Annotated in this window: 27 protein-coding genes; 19 read left to right on the top strand and 8 right to left on the bottom strand. The window is 66.9% G+C overall.

All coding sequences use genetic code 11. The features are described from left to right. Window positions 1-158: 158 nt before the first annotated feature. Complete coding sequence (locus FNM00_RS18865) at window positions 159-389, top strand: Abi family protein (RefSeq protein WP_185973164.1); 231 nt, start codon at window positions 159-161, stop codon at window positions 387-389. Window positions 390-442: 53 nt separating this feature from the next. Next, window positions 443-775, top strand: coding sequence for a hypothetical protein (locus FNM00_RS13965; RefSeq protein ID WP_143914163.1), 333 nt, complete (start codon window positions 443-445; stop codon window positions 773-775). Between the two features lie 191 nt (window positions 776-966). Here FNM00_RS13965 and FNM00_RS13960 read toward each other — a convergent pair whose 3' ends face one another. After that, a complete protein-coding gene (locus FNM00_RS13960; RefSeq protein WP_143914162.1) occupies window positions 967-1,485 on the bottom strand; it encodes an arsenate reductase/protein-tyrosine-phosphatase family protein in 519 nt (172 codons plus the stop codon). Between the two features lie 64 nt (window positions 1,486-1,549). Between FNM00_RS13960 and FNM00_RS13955 the strand changes: the two genes are divergently transcribed. After that, the gene (locus tag FNM00_RS13955; RefSeq protein WP_143914161.1) at window positions 1,550-3,001 is read left to right on the top strand and encodes a tyrosine-protein kinase domain-containing protein; all 1,452 of its coding nucleotides are present in this window, start codon (window positions 1,550-1,552) and stop codon (window positions 2,999-3,001) included. A gap of 33 nt (window positions 3,002-3,034) precedes the next feature. Here the strand turns inward: FNM00_RS13955 and FNM00_RS13950 are convergent, their stop codons facing one another. After that, entirely contained in the window at window positions 3,035-3,829 is a 795-nt protein-coding gene (locus FNM00_RS13950) for an IclR family transcriptional regulator (RefSeq protein WP_185973163.1), read from the bottom strand. A gap of 167 nt (window positions 3,830-3,996) precedes the next feature. Between FNM00_RS13950 and FNM00_RS13945 the strand changes: the two genes are divergently transcribed. The 13 genes from FNM00_RS13945 (at window position 3,997) to FNM00_RS13885 (ending at window position 17,421) form a co-directional block, all read left to right on the top strand. Beyond that, the gene (locus FNM00_RS13945; RefSeq protein WP_143914159.1) at window positions 3,997-5,016 is read left to right on the top strand and encodes an ABC transporter substrate-binding protein; all 1,020 of its coding nucleotides are present in this window, start codon (window positions 3,997-3,999) and stop codon (window positions 5,014-5,016) included. Between the two features lie 65 nt (window positions 5,017-5,081). Beyond that, window positions 5,082-6,200 (top strand): ABC transporter ATP-binding protein, encoded by a 1,119-nt coding sequence (locus FNM00_RS13940; protein WP_185973161.1) that lies wholly within the window; start codon window positions 5,082-5,084, stop codon window positions 6,198-6,200. 59 nt (window positions 6,201-6,259) lie between these two features. Further along, entirely contained in the window at window positions 6,260-7,897 is a 1,638-nt protein-coding gene (locus tag FNM00_RS13935) for an ABC transporter permease (protein ID WP_185973160.1), read from the top strand. A gap of 16 nt (window positions 7,898-7,913) precedes the next feature. Further along, window positions 7,914-8,933: a 2-hydroxyacid dehydrogenase gene (locus FNM00_RS13930; RefSeq protein ID WP_185973159.1), complete on the top strand. Its 1,020-nt coding sequence runs from the start codon at window positions 7,914-7,916 to the stop codon at window positions 8,931-8,933. Further along, complete coding sequence (locus tag FNM00_RS13925) at window positions 8,930-9,892, top strand: 5-dehydro-4-deoxyglucarate dehydratase (RefSeq protein WP_143914155.1); 963 nt, start codon at window positions 8,930-8,932, stop codon at window positions 9,890-9,892. The genes FNM00_RS13930 and FNM00_RS13925 overlap by 4 nt, the downstream gene beginning before the upstream one ends. Then, window positions 9,892-10,086: a ferredoxin gene (locus FNM00_RS13920; protein ID WP_143914154.1), complete on the top strand. Its 195-nt coding sequence runs from the start codon at window positions 9,892-9,894 to the stop codon at window positions 10,084-10,086. Before FNM00_RS13925 ends, FNM00_RS13920 begins: the two co-directional genes overlap by 1 nt. 8 nt (window positions 10,087-10,094) lie before the next feature. Beyond that, window positions 10,095-11,363 (top strand): NAD(P)/FAD-dependent oxidoreductase, encoded by a 1,269-nt coding sequence (locus tag FNM00_RS13915; RefSeq protein ID WP_143914153.1) that lies wholly within the window; start codon window positions 10,095-10,097, stop codon window positions 11,361-11,363. Window positions 11,364-11,378: 15 nt separating this feature from the next. Beyond that, window positions 11,379-12,779: an aromatic ring-hydroxylating oxygenase subunit alpha gene (locus FNM00_RS13910; RefSeq protein ID WP_221933737.1), complete on the top strand. Its 1,401-nt coding sequence runs from the start codon at window positions 11,379-11,381 to the stop codon at window positions 12,777-12,779. After that, window positions 12,776-13,330: an aromatic-ring-hydroxylating dioxygenase subunit beta gene (locus tag FNM00_RS13905; protein WP_185973158.1), complete on the top strand. Its 555-nt coding sequence runs from the start codon at window positions 12,776-12,778 to the stop codon at window positions 13,328-13,330. The genes FNM00_RS13910 and FNM00_RS13905 overlap by 4 nt, the downstream gene beginning before the upstream one ends. 13 nt (window positions 13,331-13,343) lie before the next feature. Continuing rightward, window positions 13,344-13,565 carry a hypothetical protein gene (locus FNM00_RS13900; RefSeq protein ID WP_143914150.1) on the top strand — a complete coding sequence of 74 codons (222 nt, stop codon included), beginning with the start codon at window positions 13,344-13,346 and terminating at the stop codon, window positions 13,563-13,565. After that, window positions 13,562-14,314, top strand: a complete 753-nt coding sequence (locus FNM00_RS13895; protein ID WP_143914149.1) for an SDR family NAD(P)-dependent oxidoreductase — start codon at window positions 13,562-13,564, stop codon at window positions 14,312-14,314. Before FNM00_RS13900 ends, FNM00_RS13895 begins: the two co-directional genes overlap by 4 nt. A 105-nt stretch (window positions 14,315-14,419) precedes the next feature. After that, window positions 14,420-15,841, top strand: a complete 1,422-nt coding sequence (locus FNM00_RS13890; RefSeq protein WP_143914148.1) for an aldehyde dehydrogenase family protein — start codon at window positions 14,420-14,422, stop codon at window positions 15,839-15,841. Then, window positions 15,838-17,421 (top strand): aldehyde dehydrogenase (NADP(+)), encoded by a 1,584-nt coding sequence (locus FNM00_RS13885; RefSeq protein WP_143914147.1) that lies wholly within the window; start codon window positions 15,838-15,840, stop codon window positions 17,419-17,421. Before FNM00_RS13890 ends, FNM00_RS13885 begins: the two co-directional genes overlap by 4 nt. Before the next feature lie 12 nt (window positions 17,422-17,433). Here the strand turns inward: FNM00_RS13885 and FNM00_RS13880 are convergent, their stop codons facing one another. The 4 genes from FNM00_RS13880 to FNM00_RS13865 are packed head-to-tail and all read right to left on the bottom strand — an operon-like array spanning window position 17,434 to window position 19,956. Further along, window positions 17,434-18,036: an SGNH/GDSL hydrolase family protein gene (locus FNM00_RS13880; protein ID WP_143914146.1), complete on the bottom strand. Its 603-nt coding sequence runs from the start codon at window positions 18,034-18,036 to the stop codon at window positions 17,434-17,436. Window positions 18,037-18,092: 56 nt separating this feature from the next. Next, window positions 18,093-18,887, bottom strand: a complete 795-nt coding sequence (locus tag FNM00_RS13875; protein ID WP_143914145.1) for an ABC transporter permease — start codon at window positions 18,885-18,887, stop codon at window positions 18,093-18,095. After that, complete coding sequence (locus FNM00_RS13870; protein ID WP_143914144.1) at window positions 18,884-19,600, bottom strand: ABC transporter ATP-binding protein; 717 nt, start codon at window positions 19,598-19,600, stop codon at window positions 18,884-18,886. The genes FNM00_RS13875 and FNM00_RS13870 overlap by 4 nt, the downstream gene beginning before the upstream one ends. After that, window positions 19,597-19,956: a hypothetical protein gene (locus FNM00_RS13865; RefSeq protein WP_143914143.1), complete on the bottom strand. Its 360-nt coding sequence runs from the start codon at window positions 19,954-19,956 to the stop codon at window positions 19,597-19,599. The genes FNM00_RS13870 and FNM00_RS13865 overlap by 4 nt, the downstream gene beginning before the upstream one ends. A gap of 71 nt (window positions 19,957-20,027) precedes the next feature. Here FNM00_RS13865 and FNM00_RS13860 point away from each other — a divergent pair, with 71 nt between their 5' ends. Then, window positions 20,028-20,570: a helix-turn-helix domain-containing protein gene (locus FNM00_RS13860; protein ID WP_143914142.1), complete on the top strand. Its 543-nt coding sequence runs from the start codon at window positions 20,028-20,030 to the stop codon at window positions 20,568-20,570. Window positions 20,571-20,616: 46 nt separating this feature from the next. Here the strand turns inward: FNM00_RS13860 and FNM00_RS13855 are convergent, their stop codons facing one another. Together FNM00_RS13855 and FNM00_RS13850 are read right to left on the bottom strand one after the other, a co-directional pair. Continuing rightward, window positions 20,617-20,958, bottom strand: coding sequence for a histone-like nucleoid-structuring protein Lsr2 (locus FNM00_RS13855; protein ID WP_246065186.1), 342 nt, complete (start codon window positions 20,956-20,958; stop codon window positions 20,617-20,619). A 52-nt stretch (window positions 20,959-21,010) separates the two neighbouring features. Beyond that, window positions 21,011-21,790, bottom strand: a complete 780-nt coding sequence (locus FNM00_RS13850) for a GntR family transcriptional regulator (RefSeq protein WP_185973157.1) — start codon at window positions 21,788-21,790, stop codon at window positions 21,011-21,013. A 142-nt stretch (window positions 21,791-21,932) separates the two neighbouring features. Between FNM00_RS13850 and FNM00_RS13845 the strand changes: the two genes are divergently transcribed. Both FNM00_RS13845 and FNM00_RS13840 read left to right on the top strand, forming a co-directional pair. Next, window positions 21,933-22,964, top strand: a complete 1,032-nt coding sequence (locus FNM00_RS13845; RefSeq protein ID WP_143914140.1) for an ABC transporter substrate-binding protein — start codon at window positions 21,933-21,935, stop codon at window positions 22,962-22,964. An 11-nt stretch (window positions 22,965-22,975) separates the two neighbouring features. After that, window positions 22,976-24,676: an ABC transporter permease gene (locus FNM00_RS13840; protein WP_143914139.1), complete on the top strand. Its 1,701-nt coding sequence runs from the start codon at window positions 22,976-22,978 to the stop codon at window positions 24,674-24,676. Window positions 24,677-24,695: the final 19 nt, after the last annotated feature.

The following is a 24,695-nucleotide window of genomic DNA, read 5'->3' as shown; positions in this document are numbered from 1 at the left end:
ACGCAACCGCGGCATCGAGACGCTGCCCAGCATCCGCGAGACCGCCGACCGAGACAACGACTAGGCTGCCCACACACCGTTCACTTTTCGGGCGATGCAATCGTCCAGTTTTCGAGCGTTGCCGACAGGTCTATCCAGCACTTCCGCAGGCGCCTTCGGTGCCATGGTTGCAGCATGCGTCCGTCCTCAACGATTCAGCCCAGCGCCGAAAGCGTCTGTATGTGGTTCTCGTCTCCCTTCAGTCCGTCCTCGCGACGATTTCTCCCGGCAGCCGTTGGGCGCAGCGGCTCTATGGCCTTCTTGCTGAACACCCGTCTGTTCCGCTCGCCGGCATGGGGATCCCCGACAACTGGTACGAAGACGACTTCTGGTCGGCCAGGCTCGCCTGAACTCATCTGTCCTCGTCGGGCGACACGTCGTGGGCTCGGGCAGAATCGGGGCGATGCGTGTCATGGGAGTGGACTTCGTCGAACCACACAGTGATGTGCCCCCGAGTCCGGGGCGTGCGCAGGCATGGCAGGACCTCGACGGATCCGGTGACTTCGAGCTCCGCTACGTCGACCATCGCGGCGAGCTGGTGCGGGCATCGCTCGAGCCCGCCGACGGGTACTCCATCGCGGGTGAATGGCTCGGCCGCCACCGGGTGCTCGCCCTCGTGTCGCCGCACCGAGGAGAGGTCGCCGGTGGACGCTATGCCCACAGCCAAGGGTGGCGCCATGTCGCGGTCACCCGTCCCGGCGACGGGGAGACCATCGGACTGGCGCTGCTGCCCTGACCGCGTTACGGCGTGTGTACCTCGCGGTGCGGGCAACGATGCCCATAACGGATCCGACAGCGCCACCGGCGCCATAACCTTCGCAGACGCGACATCGCGGATGCCCCTTCGCCTAGCGCCGCAGCGCTCGATTTCCCCAGCCATAGAGTAGGGGAGATCGCCCGCATCCCGGTGAAGAACGAGGAGATGGTCTATCCGTTGAGACGCTCCGCGATCGCGGTCACCGCGTCCTCGATCTGTGCGGCGACGGCATCGTGGAACGCATCGGACCGGCCGATGGGGTCGTCGATGTCGACCTCGGGCGGGCCCTCGCTGCGCAGCATTGCCGCCGAGCGCACCAGGGCCACCGGGTCGGCGCCCTCCGCCCGTGAGACCAGCGCCGCGAACTCCAGCACCGTGAAGGTCCGGCGCAGCGCACCGGGGAACACCTCGAGCACCTGGCCGCGATGGTCCCGTGTCGCCGTCAGGATCAGATCGGCCTGGCGGACGATCTCCGGCGTCAGCTGGCGTGGGACGAGGTCGGCGGTCGCGATACCGAGCCGCGTCAAGCGCTGTACGACATTCGCATCGGTACGGCCGCCGTCGAGGGCCCGGACCCCTGCGCTCTCGACCACGAAACGACCTGGGTCGAGTCGGTGGCGCAGCAGCGCCTCGGCCAGCGGCGAGCGGCACACATTCGCCGTACACACGGTCAACACCCGGAAGGTCATGGCGCGAGCGTAGCGAAACGATAGGGTTGGTCAGCATCGACCATCTCTCGGAGGGCATCCCCGCATGGATTTGAAGGACTACCTGCGCGTTCTACGACAGCGCTGGGTCCTCATCACCGTCACGACGCTACTCACCGTGGCCGTCGCGGCGCTCGTGACCATCACCGCCACACCGCAGTACCAGTCCACGGCCCGGTTGTTCGTGTCGACGCCGTCCACGGCGACGGACGGGCAACTGCAGTCCGGCGGCCAGTTCTCCCAGCAGCGAGTCAAGTCCTACGCGACTCTCATCAAGGGCGAGGAGGTTGCCCGCCGCGTCGCCGACCGGTTGAACCTCGACGAGGACCCGAGCGTGCTGATGAGCAAGATCAGCACGAGCGTCGAGCTTGACACCGTCGTGCTCTCGGTCTCGGTGCAGGACCCGTCTGCCGAACGCGCCCAGGAGCTCACGCAGACAGTCGCGCAGGTGTTCACCGACTACGTACGCGAGCTGGAGACCCCCGAGGGTCAGCTCGACGCTCCGGTCAAGGCCTCGATCGTCGATCGAGCCACCGTCGCCTCCACGCCGATCTCGCCTCAGCCCGTCCGCAATCTCGGCCTCGGCTTCGTGCTCGGCCTGCTGCTCGGCGCCGGCCTGGCCGTGCTGCGCGAGGTGCTCGACAACCGGATCCGGTCGCTCGACGACATCACCGGCGTCTCGGGCCAGGACGTTCCTTTGCTCGGCAACATCTTCTACGACAAGGACGCCGTCAGTCAGCCGCTGCTGCGCGGGCTGCCCAGCCACCATCCCCGGTTGGAGGCCTTCCGGGTGCTGCGCACCAATCTGTCCTTCGTCGACCCGGGAGCCGAGCACAAGGTCTATGTCGTCAGCTCGGCGCTTCCCGGTGAGGGCAAGTCCAGCACCACCACCAATCTCGCCCAGATGCTCGCCGACGGTGGCCAGCGCGTCCTGCTCATCGAGGCGGATCTGCGTCGTCCACGGGCGGCGCAGTACCTCAACGTTGAATCCGGTGTCGGGGTCACTACGATCCTGCTCGGGCGCGTCGAACTGGACGATGCGATCCAGCCGATCTCGGCCAATTTCGACTTCCTCGCGTCGGGGCGGGTGCCGCCGAACCCGGCGGAGCTGCTGCAGTCCGCGGAGATGCGCAAGCTGCTCGCCCAGGCGCGAGCCGAGTACGACGTCGTGCTCATCGACGCGCCCCCGCTGCTGCCGGTCACCGATGCGGCGCTGCTGGCCTCGGTCACCGATGGCGCCCTCGTCATCATCCGGCACGGCTCGACCACCACGGAACAGTATGCGAGTTCGCTGGACCGGCTGGCCGCGGTCGACGCCCGGCTGTGCGGCGCGATCGTCACGATGTCGCCGCAGCCCAAGCGCCGCGCCGGAGGTTACGGCTATGGGTACGGCTACGGCTATGGATATGGCTACGGACCGGAGACGCAGCCCGGCTCACGGGCCGAGCGCAAACGCGACAAGAAGGCGCGCCGGCAGAACGCCGACGAATCCGCCTGACCGGTCTCAGAGGGGGCTGCGACACTCAGCGGATCAAGCAGGTGCGCGGTAGCTGGGATGCGGATCGACGTCCGCGGCCAGTCGCTGCGCGGCCTGGAGCAGCCGGTCGCGTACGAGGGCATGGTGCTCCTGCTCCAGTGCATCGAGCGGCATCGAGCAGCTGATGGCGTAGGAGGGTCGAGGGGTCGCGGGAACCGCGATCGCGTAGCAGGTCAACCCGAGGGTGTTCTCCTCGACTTCCTTCGCATAGCCGTCCCGGGCGATCTGCTCCAGCTCGCTGCGGAGCTGGGGTCGTGAGGTGATGGTGCGTGAGGTGACTGGCGCGAGCTCCTGGGGGAGAGCGGCGTCGACCTCGTCCCATTCTCGGGTGGCCAGGAGCGCCTTGCCCAGGGCGCACGCGTAGGCCGGTAGGCGTCGTCCCGGACGGGTGAGCGCTGAGGGTCGGTCCGGTGCGGTGAAGGACTGGATGTAGACCACGTCGGCGCCGTCGAGCCGCGCCAGATGGACCGTCTCCTTGAGATCCGCATTGAGCCTCTGGCGAACCTGTTCGGTGCGCCGCACTGTGGGATCGAGATCGATCGCGGTCACCGCGGCCTGGAGGGAACGCAGCCCCAGGCTGAAGCGGTTGTCGTTGGCATCGACCCAGCCTCGGCGCTGCAATGTCACCAGGAGGGCGTACGTCGAGGCTCGCGGGATCTGCAATGCCTCGGTGACCTCCTTGAGTGTCCGCGGCTCGGGCGACTGGATGAGGTACTCCAGGAGCTGGAGCGCTCGGTCGGCGCTCTTGACGGTGCGTACGCCCGAAATAGCAGCGGTCTCGTCGGACACAGCGTCTCCTAGATAGCTCAGCGGCGGGTATCCGCCAGGGAATGTCAGGACGGCTTCCGTTAACACCGCACGACGTCGTACAGGAAAGTCTTGACCGATCATCTATCGTCATGTCAAGCTGTCTCCCATACTAGACCAGTATCTACAACTGTAGACGGGAGCGTCCGATGGATCGACTCAGCTGTGGCATCAGGACAAGGGCACTAGCGGTAGTGGCAGGTTCCGCTGTGCTGGCATTGGCGGCGTGCGGTTCTTCCGCGGAATCGAGTGGTGGCGATGGCGACGCCTCGAAGATCACCGTGTACTCCACGATGATCCCAGTCGTTCAGGAGCGCCTCGCCGCGGATTTCGAGGAACGGACCGGTATCGAGGTCAATTGGACGCGCGAGCAGAGTTCAGCGCTGACGCGCCGATTCCACGAGGAGACCGCGGCTGGGAAGCCGGTCGCTGACGTCCTCACCATGAATGAGGAGGTCTACGCGGTCGAGAACGCCGATCTCTTCGAGGACCTCAGCGATCTCGAGGGCATGGACGAGATCCCCGAGGACTGGCGCCTGACCGATCAGTCGTTCCAGCCGACCTTTGCCCCGCAGAAGATCGCCTACAGCAAGGAGAAGTTCGCCGGACGCGAGGATGACCTCCCCGAGAACTGGGGTGATCTGCTCGATCCGATGTTCGCCGGCGGAAAGATCCTCTTCGCCGACCCGCGCACCAACCAGGAGCTGTCGAGCAAGCATCTGTACGCTCTCGCCGAAACGGAGGGGGAACAGTACCTCGCCGACCTGGCCGCCCAGGGACTGACCGTCGTGCCCTCCTCGACCCCGGGCATGGAGGAACTCGCGGCCGGCAACGGCGAGCTGCTCGTCTACAGCTACGACATGAATCTGCTGGCCTATGAAGAGGCAGGCGCGCCGATCGGCCTGGTCGGGCCCTTCGACCCGGTGGTGGGCCTCAACTTCTACACCCAGATCCCGAAGGGCGCGCCCCACGGGGACGCGGCGCGTGCGTGGGTGGAGTACATCGTGTCCCCCGAGGGTCAGCAGATCATCAACGACGGCATCGGGGTCTCGCCCCTCGGCGACAGCGTCCCCGGATCACTCACGATCGACAACGTCGCGCCGGAACCGGATGCTGAGAAGGCGTTGGCGCAGCTGCCCACCTATCTCGACCTCCTCGGGCTCGAGTGAGAGGCCGGCGGATGGGAGCGACTGCCACCAGTAGCGCCGCACCGGTCCTCGGAGCGGGTGACGCAGTGAGCGAAGCGAAGGTCCGGGCGAGCGAGATCGTCAAGACTTACCCGGGCAAAGAAGGGCCCGTGATGGCTTTGAAGGGGGTCTCCGTAGAGATCGCCCAGGGCGAGATGGCCGTGCTCCTCGGGCCGAGCGGCTGCGGAAAGACCACCTTGCTGCGCTCGATCGCGGGACTCGAACGGCCCGATGGCGGCCGGATCGCTATCTCCGACCGCACGGTCTACTCCTCGGCGGACAAGGTCCATCTCCCGCCGGAGCGACGCGCAGTGAGCATGGTCTTCCAGTCGTACGCGCTGTGGCCGCATATGACGGTCGCGCAGAACATCGGCTATCCATTGGTCTGCCGGAAGGTGCCGAAGGCGGCGATCGCCGAACGCGTCAAGCAGATCATGGAGGCCGTCCACCTCGGTGCCTATGGTGAGCGCTATCCCAGCCAGCTCAGCGGAGGTCAGCAGCAACGTGTCGCCCTCGCGCGGGCGATCATTGCCGACGCGGATGTCATCTTGTTCGATGAACCGCTCTCCAATGTGGATGCACGGGTGCGCGAGGAGATCCGCAAGCAGATCATCACCCTCCAGGCGGAGTTCAATTTCGCCGGGATCTACGTGACCCACGACCAGACCGAGGCCGGCGCGATCGCCACCAAGCTCATCGTGATGGACCACGGGGAGATCGCGCAGGTGGGACGTCCACAGGAGCTCTACGACAACCCGGTCAGCCGCTATGTCGCCTCGTTCATGGGTACCACGACCGAGGTGCCGGGAACGGCCGCACATGTCGACGGACAGGTCGTGCTCGAGACCCCTCTCGGTCCCGTGGTCGGCAAGTCGACCGGGGTGATCGCCGAGGGCGGGCCGGCCGTAGCGGCCTTCCGTCCCGAGTGGGCGCACGTCACGCAGGAGCATCCTGGCGCGGACCACAACGTCTGGCCCTGCATCGTGAAGCTCAAGAGCTTCATGGGCGCTCACATGGAGGTCGTCGTGGAACTCCGGACCGTCGCGGGAGAACCGGTGGAGGCCACCGTGACCGCCCCGCGAGGTAGCGGTCTACGTGAAGGACAGGACTACTACCTCCACGTGCCGGCCGCTGACATGTGCATCCTTCCCGAGGGGGCACGGTGAGCACTGCCACCGCAGACCTGATGAGACGGCTCGGGTCACGCGGCTCGACACGATGGGCAGTGAACATTCTGCTCGTCGCCGCGGGATTCCTCGTCCTATACCCCGTGGTGCGGATGCTGTGGCGGTCCTTCGTCATCGACGGCGCCTTCACGCTGGGCGCTTTCGGCGAGTTGTTCGAGGCACGCGGGTTCTCCAGCATGATCGCCGACACCGCGATCTACGTCGGCGGTACGGTGGCGGTGGCAACGGCGATGGGCGGATTCCTGGCCTGGGCTATGGAACGGACCGATGCTCGCATCGGCGCCATCGCCGGTGTGCTCCCCGTCATCCCGATCCTCGTGCCTGCCATCGGGCTGATCTTCGGCTATCTGGCCCTCTTCTCGCCGGAGACGGGATACGCCAATCTGCTGCTGCGGAAGGTGTTCTCCCTCCAGACCACCTCGGGTCCGATCAGTCTCACGAACTTCCCCTCGCTGATCTTCGTTACCGCCGTCAGCTTCGCGCCGATGGCCTACATGATCATCTCGGCGGCATTGCGCAATGCCGATCCGGCCCTCGAGGAGGCCTCGCGGGTCAACGGCGCCTCGAAATGGCGCACGTTCTGGCGTGTGACCCTGCCGACCAGCCGTACCGCCATCCTCAGCAGCGCGCTGATGATCGCGATCCTCAGCGTCGGGGCCTTCACCTTCCCGCTGTTCATCGGGACACCGGCAAACATCACCACCGCATCGGTGTTCGTGTACCGAGGGTTCTCATCCTGGCCGCCGCAACAGGACATTGCGATCGCATTGTCGGTGCTGCTGACCATCATCGTGCAGATCGCGGTCCTCGCGCAGCTGCGAGCAGCGCGCGGGAGCAATCGAGCCGTGATCGCCGGGAAGAGGTCATCGGCCAGCGCATTACAGCCGCTGGGGGCGTGGCGCTGGGCCGTCCGGGGGTTTATCGCCTTCTACATGACCTCGGTCCTGTTGCCGCTGATCGCGTTGATCGTCGCCTCGCTGCTGCCGTACCGTGGCGCGACCATCAGCCTGGACAATCTCTCGTTCGCCAACTACCGCAGTGTGCTCTCCGATGCGACGAGCAGGTCGGCCCTCATCAACAGCTTCAGCTTCGGGGCCATCGCCGCCGTGCTGGCCATGGTGGTTGCGGCCGTGCTCATCTATGCGGCCAGCGTCAGGCAGCGGAGCCGCGCGATCGATCTGGTGATGTACGTGCCCGCCGCCATCCCGAACACGGCGCTGGCAGCAGCCTTCATCGTCGCCTTCGCGGGGCCGCCGTTCAATCTCTACGGCACGGCGACACTGCTGATCCTGGCCTATGTCACCGCCTTCCTGCCGCAGGCCTCCGCCTCGGCGACCGCGGCGGTGAGCCAGCTGAACAAGGAGCTGGTGGAGGCGTCCTATGTCTCGATGGCCTCGCCTCTACGGACGGCGCGTCGGATCATCACGCCGCAACTCTTGCCCGGACTTTTCGCCGGCTGGGTGATCGTCTTCTTCCTCGGCGTGAACGAGGTGACGATATCGGTGCTCCTCGCCGGTCTGGACACGCCCGTGGTGGGCCAGGTAGCGGTTGAGTTCTTCGAATCCGGACGAGTGCCGCACGTGACGGCGATGGCGGTGCTCACCTTCCTCGCCTCGCTGATCGTGGTCGCCCTCGCCTACAGGACCGTGTCGCGGGCAGCCGCGACCACACGATGAAGGGGGAGTGGAACCCATGGCTCGGGTGATGATCATCGGCGGCGATCTTCCCGTCGATCTGACTGCGCGACTACAGGTCGAGCACGAAGTCGGATACGGGACGCATGCCGATCTCCGTACCGGACGGCACGCCGGGATCGCGTCTGCGGAGGCGATGATCTTGATCGGGCAGCCGGCGATCGACGACGAGGTGCTCGCGAAGGCGCCTCGGCTCACGGTGATCGCCTTGCGCGCCGTCGGCTACGACAAGGTTGATCTCGAGGCATGCGCGCGGCGTGGTGTGACGGTGTGCAACACGCCCGGGGTGTTGAGTCGCGCTGTCGCCGACCTCACCGTGATGCTGGTCCTTGGCGCGGTCCGCAATCTGCGCGGCGCGATCGATCATGTCTCGGACGGATGGAGCCGTGGGGCTGCTAAACCGGCGCTGGGCGCCGATCTACGGGGTAAGACCATTGGACTGGTCGGCATGGGTGGTATCGCCCGCGAGGTCGCGCACTCATGTGCCGAAGGGTTCGGCATGCAGATCGCCTACACATCCCGATCGGGTCCGGTGGAGGACATCGACTACCCCGGGCCTGGCTGGCTCCCACTGACCGAGCTGCTCGCGAGCAGCGACATCGTCTCGCTGCACCTGCCGCACACCCCGGATACCGATCGGCTCATCGGGCAGGCGGAGCTCTCGGCGATGCGACCGGGGTCCTTCCTGGTCAACACGTCTCGCGGGGCTCTCGTCGACGAGAGCGCGTTGGTCGACGCCCTGGCTCAGGGACAGCTAGCCGGTGCGGCGCTGGACGTGCTCGCCCAGGAGCCCCCCGACCCGAACCATCCGTTGTTGCACCTGGACAACGTTCTCATCACGCCGCACATCGGCAGTGCCACGGCGGAGACGCGACGCTCGATGGCCGAGCTTGCGGTGCAGAACGTGCTCCAGGTGCTCGCTGGACAGACACCCGCCACTCCCGTCGGCCCGGCGCCGCCGACATCCACAGGCGCCCCTGATCCGACTCCTACATCTACGCAGAGAGGCCCTCGATGAGTGACATCGACCTGACCATCCCCGACCGCAGCCTGCTGGGCTTCCCGGTGACCCCGTACGAAGACGACGGCAGCATCGCCATCGAGCAGCTGGCGACACAGAGCGAGGTTCTCTTGTCGTACGGCGCGCAGGCGCTCTTCGTGGGCTGCGGCACCGGCGAGGTGCAGTGCCTCTCGCTCGACGAGCATGAGCGGCTGGTGCGGGGCTCCGTCGAGGCCACCGCCGGACGGGCGCCGGTGTTCGGCGCCGCCGGCTTCGGGTTGCCCAATGCCGTCGAGATGGTGCACCGGGCGGCCCGCGCTGGCGCATCGGCCGTTCTGGCTTTCCCGCCGTACATGTCGAGCTTCCACCAGCCGGCGGTCCTGAGCTACTACCAGCAGCTCGCCGACGAGTCGCCTCTGCCGATCGTGCTCTATCAACGCGACGGGATCGTCTTCGGCAGGGAGACGCTGCTGCGCCTCGCGGAGCATCCGCGGGTCGTGGGCTTGAAGGACGGCACCGGGGCGGTCGAGATGCTCCAGGCGCAGGTGAACGCGATCCACGATCCTCGCTTCTTCTTCTTCAACGGCACGCCCACGGCGGAGCTCTTCGCTCCGGCCCTCGGGTCCTTGGGCGTGTCGTCCTATTCGTCGGCGCTGTTGAATGTCGTGCCCGAGTTCGCCGAGCAGTTCAACACCGCCTTCCTGGCCGACGACACCGAGACGATGCGGCGTTACACCACCGAGGTTGTGCTCCCCTTCGTGGAGCTCCGCGACCGGACCGCCGGGTACGCGGTCTCCTTGATCAAGGAAGGCGTCAATCTGCGCGGCGGCTCGGTGGGACCGGTGCGGGGGCCGCTGCCCACGCCCACCCGCCGCGACCGCGAGGATCTGCGCCGCTGGCTCGCCTCCATCGACCTCGACACGCCGCTGCGTCCCAAGAGCACCGCCGACAGCGAACGGGGAGGGGTGACGGTCTGATGCGCGTCCATCTCGATCTCGATCTCTGCCTCGGCTATGGCAACTGCGTCATCGAGGCTCCGGACCATTTCGAGCTCGATGACGACTCGGGCAAGGCGATCATCCTCATCGAGAACCCCGAGGAGTCCGACCGTGCGGTGGTGGAGGCCGCCGTGCGGTCCTGCCCTGCGATCGCCCTCCGCCTGGAGGGCTGAGGGCACTGATGACCCAAGAGATCTCACCACTCCCCGATGTGACATCGAGGCATGTCGCGATCGTGGGTGCTTCCCTCGCCGGGATCGCCGCGGCAGAGGAATTGCGGTCGGCCGGCTTCACGGGACGCGTCACAGTGATCGACGCGGAGCCCGACCTGCCCTACGATCGGCCACCGCTCTCCAAACAGTTCCTCACCTCCGGTCTCGCGGAGGAAAGGCTGCTGCTCAAACCCGAGGACTGGTACTCGGAAGCCGATGTCCGCCTCGAGCTAGGAGAGCGGGCAGTCGGTCTCACACCGACGGCGGCGCCCGGCGAGAGCGTGACTGTCGAGCTCGAGAGCGGACGACGCATCGAGGCCGATGATGTCGTGGTGGCGACCGGCGGACGTGCCATCGAGATCCCGGTCGCCAGCGACGAGGCCGCCATCCATACCTTGCGGACGGTGAGCGACGCCCGGGCGCTCCAGCAGGCACTGACGAGCTCGACCGGTGAACTGCTGGTCGTCGGTGCCGGCTTCATCGGCCTCGAGGTCACGTCGGCTGCCGCTGCCCTCGGGTGGCAGGTGACGGTGGTCGACCGCGCGGCAGCGCCCCTGTGCAGGGTGCTGCCCGCCGATGTCGTGTCCCTGTGCCTGGCCGATCTCCCCGGCGACCGAGTCGAACTCATCTGCAACGCCGATCTCCGATCGATCGAAGGTGCGGAAGGCCGGCTGACGGCCGAGTTTGCCGACGGCTCGCTGCGGGCCTTCGACGAGGTGGTCGCCGGGATCGGGATGGTGCCGAATCTCGAGTGGCTCCGGTCCGCGCCAGTCGAGATCGGCGACGGCATCGTCTGCGATGGCACCGGGCGCACATCGATGCCACATGTCTGGGCCGCGGGGGATGTCTCCCGCTGGCCCAATACCGCGACGGGACTGCAGATCCGCACGGAGCAGTGGCAGTCCGCCCGTGAACAGGGACGGATCGTCGGCCGCTCCCTGCTCGGCTCCCGCGAGGTCTGGTCGACTCCACCGTACTTCTGGACGGAGTTGTTCGGGCGTCGCGTCCAGGTGGTGGGTGCCTGCGACGCCACGATGTCCGTCCGGGTCGTGACCGGTGAACGACAGCGTGCGATCGCGCTGGTGGGAGACGACGCCCTGCGGGCGGTGGTAGCGATCGGCAACCCCCGTTGGGCGGCACTGGGACGTCGTTGGCTGACCGAGGCCATCGAGCTTGAGGACGCCGCTCACCAGGCCCAGGAACTCGTCTCCGCCGCGACGACGAAGCAACCCCAATGAATGAGAGGTAACGAAGTGGACGCAGAACAGATTCGCGAGCTGGTCGATATCCCGAACGGTGTTGCCAGTCGCTCGATCTTCGTGGACGAAGAGCTCTACCGGCGAGAGCTGAAGGAGATCTTCGGCCGTGGGTGGCTGATGGTAGGCCACGAGTCACAGGTCCCCGAACCCGATGACTTCATGCTCAGCCGCATGGGTGAGGAGTCGGTGATCCTGACCCGTGACCGGCAAGGAGAGCTCCACGTGCTCCTCAACTCGTGCCGTCACCGCGGTATGAAGGTCTGCCGATTCGACAAGGGCAACACCCGGCTCTTCACCTGCCCGTACCACGCATGGAGCTACACGACCGATGGCGCGCTGGTCGACCGGGCGGGCGGGCTCTTTGGGGTGCCGGGGTGGAAGACGCACTACCACGAGGCCCTCGACAAGAAGGAATGGGGACTTATCAGCGTCGCCCAGATGCGCAACTACAAAGGCACGATCTGGGCCACCTGGGATATCGACGCCCCGCCGCTCGAGGAGTACCTCGGCAGCTTCCGATACTGGCTCGACTCGGCTCTGAACTCACGTAGTGGAGAGGAGGGCGGCTCGACGGTGCTTGTCGGCGTGCAGAAGTGGCGCGTCAAGTGCAACTGGAAGTTCGCTCCCACCAACTTCATCGGCGACGCGGCGCATGCTGTGAGCCACAAGTCTGTGAACCTCGCCAATATCAGCCCCAGCGGGAGCGGACGGCGTGACGAACGGGCCAAGGGCCACTACGCCTTCGGATGGCCCGAGCTCGGTCACGGTGGCCTGGGCTTCACGCCTCGTCCGGAGGAGGAGTGGGAACAGGGTTCGGTCTTCGGGCGGTTCCCCGAGGTCAGCGAGTACTTCCGCGAGGTCTTCGAGAAGCGCAAGGTCGAGCGGGCGGGGGAGACCCACTATCAGGGCAAGGGCACGATCTTCCCGAACACGTCGTTCCACGAGGATCAGCCGCGCACCATCATCGTGCACCACCCGAACGGTCCGGAGGAGACCGAGTTCTGGCGGTACTACCTGGTCGATGCCGACGCCCCGGAGTTCGTGAAGGACACCTTGCGGCACTACTTCATGACCTACTCCGGTCCCGGCGGCATGACCGAGCAGGACGATCTGGAGAACTGGCTGTATGCGAGCGATGCGAGCAAGGGCATGATCGCTCGGCAGTTCCCGTACAACTACCAGCAAGGCCTCGGCTACTCCGAGCCCTTCGACGGCTACCCCGGCTCGGTGTGGTGCGGGTATCGGGAGACCGAGCAGAACCAGCTGATCTTCCTCAAGCGATGGTCGGAGTTCATGCAGGGCTGGAACTGGGACGAGCTCATGCACCGCACGCCACGTCCCGACTACGTGCCCTTCCCGCTGAAGTCCACGGAAGCCACGGAGGAGGCACGATGAGCACGTCGTCCATGGTTCACCGCGTTGACGAGGCGATGCGTCTGCAGTTCGAGATCGAGCAGCTGTACGCCCGCGAGGCTCATCTGCTGGACGAACGCCGCTTCGAGGACTGGCTCGCTCTCTTCACCGAGGACTTCACCTTCCGCGTGCCGATCGCCCAGAACGTTGCCTTCAACGATCTGCAGGACGAGTACCTCGAGGACCCGCTCGCGATGAGCTGGATCCACGATGACAAGCCCACGATGGAGAAGCGGGTCGAGCAGATCAGGACCGGCGTCCACTGGGCCGAGGAGCCCCTCTCGCGCACGGTGCACCTCGTGAGCAATGTCCTGATCGAACCGCCGGCCGCCGAAAGCGGCGAGCAGCCCGAGCTGACCGTGAAGTGCGGTGTCCTGTCCTACCGGCATCGGCTCACGGACCAGGAGGACACGATGGTCGGCCGGCGTCTGGACCGGCTCCGGCGGGTGGAGGACGAGTGGCGCATCTGCGCGCGGACGCTCTATATCAGCCAGACCGTCTATCTCGGCAGCTCCTTCAGCCACTTCATCTAAGGAGAGAGGGAACGTGAGCACACAACGACAACCCCACGACTCGATGGCCATCGCCGAAGGCGATCGGCTCCGGCTCAACGACGGCTCGGTCGTGTCGGTGGACTTCAATCCTCGCGACGGCGTCTGGTTGTTCTGCACCTATGAGTCGAGCCCCGACGACTCGCTCGTGGGCCAGTCGCAGCAGCCGGTGTATGGCACGGAGGTCGCCGCATTCGTCGAAGGAGGAGAGATATGAGCGTCGAGGGCAGCACCGTCGTGGTGACGGGCGGGGGCCGGGGGCTCGGGCGTGCCTTCGCCCGGGGTCTGGCCGCAGCCGGGGCGAACGTGGTCCTGGCCGATATCGCCGACACCACCGAGGCCGTCGCGGAGATCCAGGCCGAGGGCGGGAAGGTGTTGCCGTTGCACGTCGACATCACCGATCAGGCCTCGCTCGAGGAGATGGTGAAGCGGACCGTCGAACGTTTCGGACGGCTGGATGTCCTTATCAACAATGCGGCCTACTTCCGCGCGGCCCGTGCCGGGAGCTTCGAGGACATCGACTTGGAGGAGCTCGATCGCTGTTTGGAGGTCAATGTCCGAGGCACCTGGTTGGCTACCCGTGCCGTGCTGCCGGTGATGAAGCAGTCCGGTCACGGCAAGGTCATCAACGTCAGTTCGGCATCGATCTGGAAGGGTGCCAGCGCCACCGGCCCGCACTATCTCACCTCGAAGTCGGCCCTCATCGGTTTCACGCGGGCGCTGGCCCGCGAGCTCGGGCCGCACGGCATCACCGTGAACAATCTGGTGCCCGACGCCATCCCCGAGACCGGTACCTCGAAGGAGGGGTCCAGCGGAAGTCTCAGCAGGCAGATCGATCAGCGGTGTCTCAAGCGCGAGCAGACGGCACAGGACATGGTCGGCACGGTCCTCTACCTCAGCGGCTCGGGTTCGGATTTCGTGACCGGGCAGAGCCTTCACGTCAACGGCGGCTCGTTCTTCAACTGAGCGGTCGACCATCTCGCAGTCCATATCACTGAAGTCAGAAAGGGCACGCTTGTGCTTATCGTCGATGGAACCTCGCTCACTGGCAATGTCATTGGAGGGGTGGAGATGCCCGCTGCTCGCGGTGGTCGGCGCGTGAAGATCGCGCCGGCGACCGGGGTGGAGCTCGCGGTAGTGGCCGAGTCCACTGCCGAGGACGTCGATGCGGCGGTCGAGTCCGCCCGGAAGGCCCAGCGCATCTGGGCTGAGATGTCCGTGCTGGAGCGGAAGGAGGGCATGCTGGCCTGGGCACACAACCTGAGGGGGGTCGCCGAGGAGCTGGTCGCTGTGGATGCCGCGGACAGCGGCACGCCGCTGCATGACATGCGCAAGGGCGTCATGAACGGCATTACCCACTTGGAGCACTTCGCGGGCCTGGGCTTCGAGCTCGTCGGCCAGACGATCCCCGCCACCCCGGGCAATCTGCATTACACGCTGCGCGAGCCGTACGGGATTATCGGCATCCTCACGCCCTTCAACGGGCCGTCCTTCTTCCCCATCAAGCTCTCGGCGCCCGCCCTCGCGGCGGGGAATGCTGTGATCTTGAAGCCCTCGGAACAGACCCCACTCGGAGCGACGATCATCGCCAATGCCGCGGCCGGTGCCCTCCCGGACGGGCTCGTCAATGTCGTGCAGGGTGGTCCGGAGGCGGGTCAAGCGATCGTGGTCCACCCCAGGATCGAGAGGCTTCACCTGACGGGTGGCGTGCCGACGGGGCTCGCGATCCAGAAGGCCGCGGCAGAGAGCGGCTATGTCAAGGAGATCAGCTTGGAACTGGGCGGCAAGAATCCGCTCATCGTGTTCCCCGATGTTGATGTCGAGACGGTCTCGCGGGCGGCGATCAAGGGCATGAACTTCACGCATCAGGGACAGTCGTGTGGTTCGACCTCGCGGCTGTTCGTGCATCGGTCTCTCGCGAAGGAGGTGACCGAGCGTGTCACCCAGCTGGTCTCGGAGATCACGGTCGCGTTGCCCGATGACCCGGAGGCGGAGATGGGATCGCTCGTCTCCCAGCGGCACAAGACCCGGGTGCTCTCGATGATCGAGATGGCGAAGGAGGAAGGAGCCACACTGCTCGCCGGTGGCGGCGAGGGGGAGGGCCCGCTGGCCGATGGTGCGTACGTCATGCCGACGGTCTTCGGTGATGTGCGTCCCTCGATGCGAATCGCCCAGGAGGAGGTGTTCGGTCCCGTCCTGTCGATCATCGAATGGGAGGACGAGGCGGAGATGCTGGAGGCGGTCAACAGCGTCGACTACGGTCTGACGGCATCGATCTTCACGAATGATCTGACGAAAGCGCTCACCACGGCCTCGAAGGTCGAGTCGGGCTATGTGTGGATCAACGAGGTCGTGCATCGATGGCTCGGCGTCCCTTTCGGCGGCTATAAGAACTCCGGCGCGGGTGTGGAGCACGCCAAGGAGACGATGCTGGAGTACACCCGCGAGAAGTCGGTCAGCGTCGTGATGAACCATGGGGGGACCGTCTCATGAGCAGCGCCGATCTCACGGGAGAGCTGTTTCTCGCGGGTGATCGTCGTGACGGAGGCTCCTCGGCCCTGCTCCACTCCCACGATCCCCGCAGCGGCGAGCGTCTCGAGCCGGGGTACCGGGCCGCGGCGCCCGAGGACATCGCGGCGGCCTGTGCGGCCGCAGCCGAGTCCTTCGCCTCGTACCGGGCGGTGCCGGTGGAAAGGCGTGCGGAGTTCCTTCGCCGCATCGCGGAGGAGATCGAGGGCGATGCATCGCGGATCATCGCCCGCGGGGTCACGGAGACCGGTCTGCCGGAGGCGCGGCTCAAAGGAGAGGTCGGTCGCACTGCTGGTCAATTGAGGCTGTTCGCCGACCTGATCGTCGACGGCCGACCGGCGGATGTGCGCATCGACCATGCCGATGAGTCCGGCCCGGAACTGCGGAGCCAGACGGTCGGTATCGGGCCGGTCGCCGTGTTCGCGGCGTCGAACTTCCCGTTGGCCTTCTCGGTAGCGGGTGGGGACACCGCGTCGGCCCTCGCTGCCGGATGTCCGGTCGTGGTCAAGGCGCACGAGGCCCACCTGGGGGTGAGCGAGCTCGTCGCCGCGGCCGTCGTGCGGGCGGTCCGGGCGAGCGACGTGCCCGCGGGCGTGTTCTCGATGGTGGTGGGCGAGGGGCGGGAGGTCGGTCAGGCTCTGGTGAAGGATGAACACATCCGTGCCGTCGGTTTCACTGGCTCGCAGGCGGTAGGCCTGGCGATCGTGGCCTCCGCCGCAGAGCGGACCGAGCCGATCCCGGTCTACGCCGAGATGAGCTCAGTGAACCCGTGTTTCGTCCTCTCGCACGCACTCGAGCAGCGCGCTGAGGAGATCGCCTCGGCCTTCGTGGATTCGCTCACCCTGGGCGCGGGGCAGTTCTGCACGAATCCCGGCCTCCTGGTTCTGCCGAAGGGTGCTGCCGCGGACCGCTTCATCGCGGCGGCGTCCGAGCGGCTGCGTGCCTCGCCCCCGCAGACCATGCTCTCGGCGCGTATCCACCGGTCCTTCGAGGAGGATGTCGCCGCTCGGGCCTCCCATTCCGATCTGACCACGCTCGTCGGGCCGACGATGGAGAAGACCGGCGGACCTCATGAGGCATCGGGGTCGCTCTTCGCCACCGATGCGGCGCTCTTCCTGCGCCGACCCGAGCTGCAGAACGAGGTCTTCGGTCCTTCGGGGGTGGTCGTCCAGTGCGACTCCGAGGCCGAGCTGGAAAGCGTCGCCACTGCCCTCAGCGGTCAGCTGACGGCGAGCCTCCACGCTGACCCCGGGGACGAGGCGATGGTCCGCCGACTGCTGCCGAGGATCGAGTCCGTCGTGGGTCGCCTGATCTTCAACGCTTGGCCCACGGGCGTGCGTGTGTGCGATGCGATGGTGCACGGCGGTCCCTTCCCCGCCACGTCGGCACCAGGTACGACATCGGTCGGTGCACGAGCCATCGACCGATTCCTTCGACCGGTCAGCTACCAGGGCTTTCCCGGCTGGGCCCTCCCTGACGTTCTGCGCGATGAGCATGTCGTGGCGTGGCCGCGGCGTGTCGACGGAGACAACCTCGTGCCCTGACGCCGCCACCGGCTACAGGCCGGCAGCGGTCCAGGCATCGAGGAAGTCGGCGGCGTCGGGCGGAGCGTCCAGATAGATCAGATCTCGGGCCTGGGCGGTCTGCTCGACGCTGTCGATCTTCTCGGTCTGCAGGTCGTCGGGATCCTCCCACGCCGGCCGCATGAGCACGATGGTGGACGCAGGCCAGGCCTCCTCGATCTCGTCGAGGGCCTGTGCCAGGCCGAAGGCGAAGTCATCGGCCCACACGACATCGGCCGTGCCGATGCTCAGCACCACGAGATCGGGTGCGGAACCCTCGAGCGCGTCGGCCACCGTGGTGTCCTCGAAGAGCGTCACACCGGACTCGATCCGCGCCTCCGCGCCCAGCTCCGCGGCGGCCTCGCCGGCCCACTCCTCCAGGTGATCGTCGCCGATGAAGACGATATCGGCGTCGCCGGTCGGCGCGGGTGTCGTCGTACGCGGCGATTCTGATGGGGTCGATTGCGGGGTCACACCGGCTCCGGCGTTTTCCGGAGCCGGGGCCGGCCGCAGCGCGAGGAGGACCAGGACGCCCACCCCCAGCGCGAGGATCGCGACACCGAGGCCCACGGTCAGCGACGGCCGGGAGTAAGACACCCGGCCAGCGTAGTGGATGCGGGCGAGGCGCTCGGTCCACCGACCGAACCGGGAACTCAGGCCAGATCGCGTCGCAGCGGCAACCACACGGCGACCGCGGCCGCCACCAGGGCGTACCCCACGAGGATCACCGCGCCGAGCGCGGGGGAGGCGAGGGCCGCGGCGCCACCGGTCGTCTGCTCGGCCAGGGCATCGGTCAGGAAGGTGAAACGGGTGAGCGACGCGGTCGCCCCACCGGGCAGGAAGGGATACAGCGCGTTCACTCCGGGGATCAGCATCAGGACGTACTCCAGGAAGTAGAAGTAGCCCAGCACGGCGCCGATCGCCAGCAGCTGATGCCGCGCGATGGCGCCGATCCCGACGCCGAGCACCATGTAGACCGCCGAGGCGACTGCGAGCTGGGCCAGGACGGTCAGCAGCTCGCCCGTGGGCGTGCCCAACTCGATGCCTCGCGCGGCCGCCGCGCCGACGAGGACCAGTCCGGACGAGATCGAGGCGACGATGCCGTAGAGGATCCCGAGCAGCGCGTAGACCGCGAGCTTCGCTCCGAGCACCCGACCCCGATGCGGCACGGCGAGGAAGGTCGTGCCGATGGTCCGGTGCCGGTACTCGCTGGTGACGGCGATCGTGCCGATCAGCGCGGGCACGAAGAGCGTCACCGCCCCCAGCCCGACCACGATTCCGGCGCCCTCCGGCGTGTCGATGCCCGGCATCGGGGGAGTCGCGTTCTCCGGACCGGTGATCGCGAGCAGGCCGCTCAGGCCCCCACCGCACAGCACGGCGGCGAGCAGCGTCCACCAGGGGATCCGGGTGGCGAAGAGGCGGACGAGCTCGCCCCGGAAGGCCGTCATCGTCGGGCTCCCTCGTCGAGGAGCGAGAGGAAGGCCTGCTCGAGGTCCTGATCGTCCGGCAGATCGCTCACCGACCCGCGCCAGCGGATGCGGCCGCGGTCGATCACCACGACATCGTCGATGGTCTGCTGCACCTCGCTGAGCACGTGGCTGGACAGTAGGACGGTTCGGCCACCCGCGACGAAGTCCCGAAGGAAGCCTCGCAACCAGGCGATGCCGAAGGGATCGAGGCCGTTCGAGGGCTCGTCGAGCACGAGGATCTCCGGCTCGCCCAGCAGTGCCGTCGCGAGTGACAGCCGCTGGCGCATACCGGTCGAGAAGGCCCCGATGCGGCGGTCGGAGAAGTCCTCCGCCCGTACGGCGGCGAGGACATCGTCGATGCGCGCGGCGGGCAATCCGCTCAGGGCACAGGCCGTCCGCAGGTGGTCGCGGGCGGTCATGCTCGGGTGCGCCGCCGCGCTGTCGATGACGGCGCCGACGGTGCGTGCGGGCGACGGCAGGTCGCGGTAGGGCCGGCCCGAGATGTACGCGGTCCCGGTATCCGGGCGGACCAGACCGAGCAGCATGCGCAGCGTGGTCGACTTACCTGCCCCGTTCGGTCCGAGGAAGCCGGTGATCCGCCCCGCCTCGGCGGTGAAGCTGACGTCGTGGACCGCCTCGAAGGAGCCGAAGCGCTTCGTCAGTCCGGAGATCTCGATGGCAGGCGCGTTCACCGGGTCGTCACCGCCTGGATGCGGCGCGCGATGGAATCGGCGTCGGGGGTGCTGAGCAGCAGTTGGTCGAAGCCGGTGAGCTCGCGCCGGACGTCGACGCGCAGCAGGGGCATGCCGCGCTTCATCGAGACGAGGCGCTTGGCGCCGGACGGATGGGTGAACACGCCGACCTTGCGGTATCCCGAGACGACCAGGCCGGACCGGTAACCCAGCACCTCATAGGACCATCCGGGCTCGGCGCGTGCCCCGATGATCGCGTCATGCGTGGCGACGAAGGTCGCCCTGCCGGCCATGAACCGCTCCCAGCCGGGGAACTGCACGGCGAGCCCGGTCCGGTCGAAAACCACGTGCGTCATGGGACTCCTGGATCATTAGCATGGACGTGACCTTGCGAACATTATCACAGTGAGAACGGTAGGTGGGCTCGATGGCCAAGGACGGCCCGATCGCCGATGTCGTGCTGCACCCGGTGCGGCTGCGGATCGTCCAGCAGCTGGGCGGACGCACGTTGACCACCGCGCAGCTGCGGGCGGCCCTTCCCGATGTCACCCAGGCGACCCTCTACCGCCACGTTGCCGCGCTCATCGAGGCTGAGGTCATCGCCGTCGTCGAGGAGCGCCGGGTGCGGGGCGCGGTCGAGCGGACCCTCGCGCTGGGGGAACGGATGGCGCATGTCGACCAGGTGGAACTGCGGAGGATGAGCGACGCGCAGCTGGGGGCGGCGTTCCTCGCCTTCCTCGGCGATCTCGCCGGCGACTTCGACCGCTTCCTCGACAGCGGCGACGCCGAGCTGCGGGACTACCTGGGCTTCGGCCGCGGTCCGCTCTACGTGACCACCGAGGACCTCGCCACCATCCAGGCCGGACTCGCCGAGCTGCTCGCGCCATACCTGTCCGATCCCGGCGACGGCCGTCGCCGCCTCAGCCTCGCGACGATCCTGCTCCCCGAGGTGGACACGCCCGACTCCTGACATGACGATGCCCCGGCCCATCGGGCCGGGGCATCGCGGGGGAGGCTCAGTGTGCGGCGTTGTACTTCTCGAGCACATCGGAGGGGACCCGCCCGCGGGCCGGGACGTCGATGCCCTGCTCCTTGGCCCACTCGCGCACCTGCTTGGCCGGTGAGTCCGAGGACGAGCCACCGGAACGGCGGCCGCGGCGACGGGCGCCGGCGCCGGTAGCCTTGCGTCCCGCACGAATATACGGAGCGAGAGTCTTTTCGATCTCGGTCTTTTCCTGTTCGGTCACGTCGATCTCATAGGATGTCCCGTCGAAACCGAAGGTCACCGTCGGCGTGCTGCTGTCGATCTCTTCACCGCTGATATCGGAATAGAATTTCTCGATTGTCTTCTTGGCCACGCCGCCACTGTACGGCGCGGCATAAATGCACGCAATCTTTGCCAGTGTCTTCTTACTCGCCGATCGTGAACTCGAGGCGACTGCGATTGCCGCGGTGATAGGCGGTGAATGCCTCGACCGGCTGTCGATAGGGATCGAAACTCAGCGAGGTCAGCATCATGACGACTGGAAAATCACCGAGATCCAGGATGCGGATCTGCTCGTCATCGGCAGGCATGACCTCGACCGAGCGCCGCGCGCCGAGGACGACGACGCCATTCTCATTGAGCACCGAATGAAGCGACTCATGGCTCATGTCGCGGCCTTCGAAGAACGCTCCGTACTCCGCGGGAAGATAGGAATGAATCCACGACCAGGGCTCGCCGTCGACGCGACGGACGCGTTCGAGATAGAACACGTGATCGCCGGGTGTCTGCCGTAGCGAGGCGGCGATGTTGCCATCGGCCCGCACGTATTTCTGCGACAGCACATCGGAGGTGATCTTCGCGGCGGAATCGCGGACCCCCGCATAAAGTCCACGCAGCGTATACGGGTCGGCGTCGCTGGGCTCGCGGGAGGCGATGAAGGAGCCCTTTCCGCGGACCCGGTAGACGATGCCGGCATTCTCCAGCTCCTCCAGGGTCTGGCGGACCACCGCCCGTGAGACGCCATAGAGCTCGCAGAGCCCGTTCTCACTGGGAAGGGCGTCGCCGGGGGAGAGGCGCAGCAGTCCGATCTGTTGGATCAGCGCGTGTCGCAGCTGTTCGTGCTTCGTGGCCCCGGGCTGGCCCTCGAGGGTGAACCGCTTGCCCGATTCGACCCAGGCACGGGTCGCCCGACGTGAGTTCTCCACGCGCACACCCTAGCCCACGGCCACCGCAAAGTTGTACGTACTAGTTATTGACAGGCCCGGCCTGGAGTGCCTAACTTGTCATGCTAAGTTCACCGTCGGCTCACGGCGGGCCCACGAGGTGAGCAGGAAAGGACCTCAACTCATGCGTGTACGGACACTGCAGATGGCGGCGGTGGGGGCGACCGCCATCGCGCTCCTGGCGGGATGCGGCTCGGACAGTGGCGACGGGGCCGGATCGGTCACCGCCTACTGCTCGATGTCGGAGGACGACTGCCAGACCCTCGTCGACGACTTCACCGCCGAGACCGGGATCGACGTCGCCTATGTGCGCATGTCGGTCGGCGAGAACCTCGCCCGCATCAAGGCCGAGGCCGACAACCCCCAGGCCGCGCTCTGGATCGGCGGCTCAGCCGAGACCTATGTGCAGGCCGCCGAGGAAGGCCTCCTCGCCCCCTACGCGGCCGAGGGCATCGATCAGGTCGATGAGATCTACCGCGACCCGGACGACCTGTGGACCCCCACCTCGACCGCACCCGTCGCCTTCGCCTCCAACCAGGCCCTCCTCGACGACCTCGGCGTCGAGGCGCCCACCAGCTGGGAGGACCTCGCCGACCCCGCCTTCGCGAACTCGGTCGTGCTCGCCCACCCGGCCTCCTCGGGCACCGGCGCCGCGGTCGTCTCCACCCTCGTGCAGCTCTACGGCGAGGACGAGGCCTTCGACCTGATGAAGCGCATCGACGCCAATGTCGCACAGTACACCCGTTCCGGAGGCGCCCCGACCCGCATGGTCGGTCTCGGTGAGGCGGCCGTCTCGGCCACCTATCTGATGGACGTCGAGCTCGGCATGGTCGAGGGATACGACATCACCGCCTCCTTCCCCGAGGAGGGCACCGGCTTCGGCATCAACGCCGCCGCGGTCATCGCGGACGCTCCCGAGGACCAGATCGAGGGCGCCGAGGCCTTCCTCGACTGGGTGCTCACCGAGGGCGGGCAGGAGTCGATGATGACGACCTTCTGGCAGCCCGTGATCCCCGGCATCACCAACCCCGAGGCCGAGGTCGACACCTCCGAGGTCACCTTGATGGACTACGACACCTTCTGGGCCGGCCAGCACCGCGGCGAGCTGATCGAGCGCTTCGACGCCGAGATCCGTCACGGCTCCGAGGCGGAGTGACCTGACCCGTCATGCAGACCATCGACTCCACTGAGCTGGGCGCGCTCGCCCGACGCGACGAGCGCGCCCAGCGCTGGAGGGCGATCCGGACCGATCCCTGGTTGTGGGGGATCTTCCTCGTCCTCACCCTCTCGGTCGCCATCTTCATCCTGCTGCCGATCGGCGCGGTGCTGAAGTCCGCCGTCATCGGCCCGGACGGCTTCGACCTCAGCCGGCTCGGCGACAACCTGCTTGCCTCGCATGTGTGGCGGGCGCTGCGCAACTCCCTGCTGCTCGCGGTGCTGTCCGCGACGGCGGCGACCGCCGTCGGCTTCGTCATGGCCTACGGCGTCACGCGCACCGGGATGAAGGGCAAGCGCTTCTTTCACCTCGTCGCGCTGCTGCCGATCGTCTCGCCGCCCTTCGTGCTGTCGCTGGCGATTATCCTGCTGTTCGGCCGCTCGGGCGTGATCTCCTCGGACCTGCTCGGCCTCAGCAATGCCAATGTCTACGGGCTGCGTTCGCTGGTCATCATCCAGACCCTCGCGTTCAGCCCGCTGGCCTATCTCAACGTGCGCGACATGTTGCAGTCGATGGACTCCTCGCTGGAGGACGCCTCCTCGTCGATGGGCGCGAGCCAGTGGCAGACCTTCCGCCGAGTGCTGCTCCCGCTCGCGGCCCCCGCGCTGCTGTCCTCCTTTATGCTGGTCTTCGTCAAGTCCCTCGAGGACTTCGGCAATCCGATGCTCATCGGCGGCGACTACTCGACCCTCGCGGTCGAGGCGTACACGCAGATCACCGCCGTGTACGACATGCAGTCCGGGGCGATCCTCGCAGTGCTGCTGCTCCTGCCCTCCGTGTTGGCCTTCATGATCCAGCGCTACTGGGTGGGGCGGCGCTCCTATGTGACCGTGACCGGCAAGCCCGGCCGCACCGAGATCCGCCTCACGGCCGCCAAGGTCACGGTGCCGCTGACCATCGTCTGCTCGGCGATCTCCGGCGTCATCCTGCTCTTCTACGGCACCGTCGTGGCCGTCTCCTTCATGAAGATCGTCGGCGTGGACTCCTTGTTCACCCTCGATCACTACCGTTACATCTTCGATCGGGGCCTGAGCACCCTGCAGAACTCGGTCACGCTGGCCGCGGTCGCGACCCCGCTCGTGGTCATCTGCGGTCTGCTCATCTCCTATGTGCTGACCCGCCGCTCCTTCCCGGGCTCGGCGATCCTCAAGTGGAGCACGCTGTTGTCCTTCGCCGCCCCCGGCACGATCATCGGCATCGGCTACATCCTGAGCTTCAACTCCGGCCCGCTCGTGCTGACCGGGACCGCCGCGATCATCGTCGGCGCGATGGTGCTCAAGAACCTCCAGGTCGCGATCGAGGGTGGCAACAACCAGCTCAAGCAGATCGACCCCGCGATCGAGGAGGCCTCCGCGGTCATGGGGGCCTCGAATATCCGCACCTTCCGCAGCATCGTGCTCCCCCTGCTGCGGCCGGCGATCTTCACCTCGGCGGCCTACGCCTTCACCCGGTCGTTGACCACCCTGAGCGCGGTCATCTTCCTCATCTCGGCCAACTGGAATCTCGTCACCGTGACGATCCTCGGCCAGGTGGAGTCCTCGCGGCTCTCGGTCGCGGCGGCGTACTGCGTCCTGCTCATCGTCATCGTCCTCGCCGCGCTCGCCCTCATGCAGGGTGCGCTCGCGCTCCTCACCAGAAGAAGGGACCAGTGATCCCGGTGGCAACAGTCAC

It is taken from the genome of Aeromicrobium piscarium (genome assembly GCF_007421815.1).
Classification (GTDB): Bacteria; Actinomycetota; Actinomycetes; order Propionibacteriales; family Nocardioidaceae; genus Aeromicrobium; species Aeromicrobium piscarium.
Note: the sequence above shows the minus strand (reverse complement) of the source record. Positions and strands in the feature narration are given on the sequence as shown.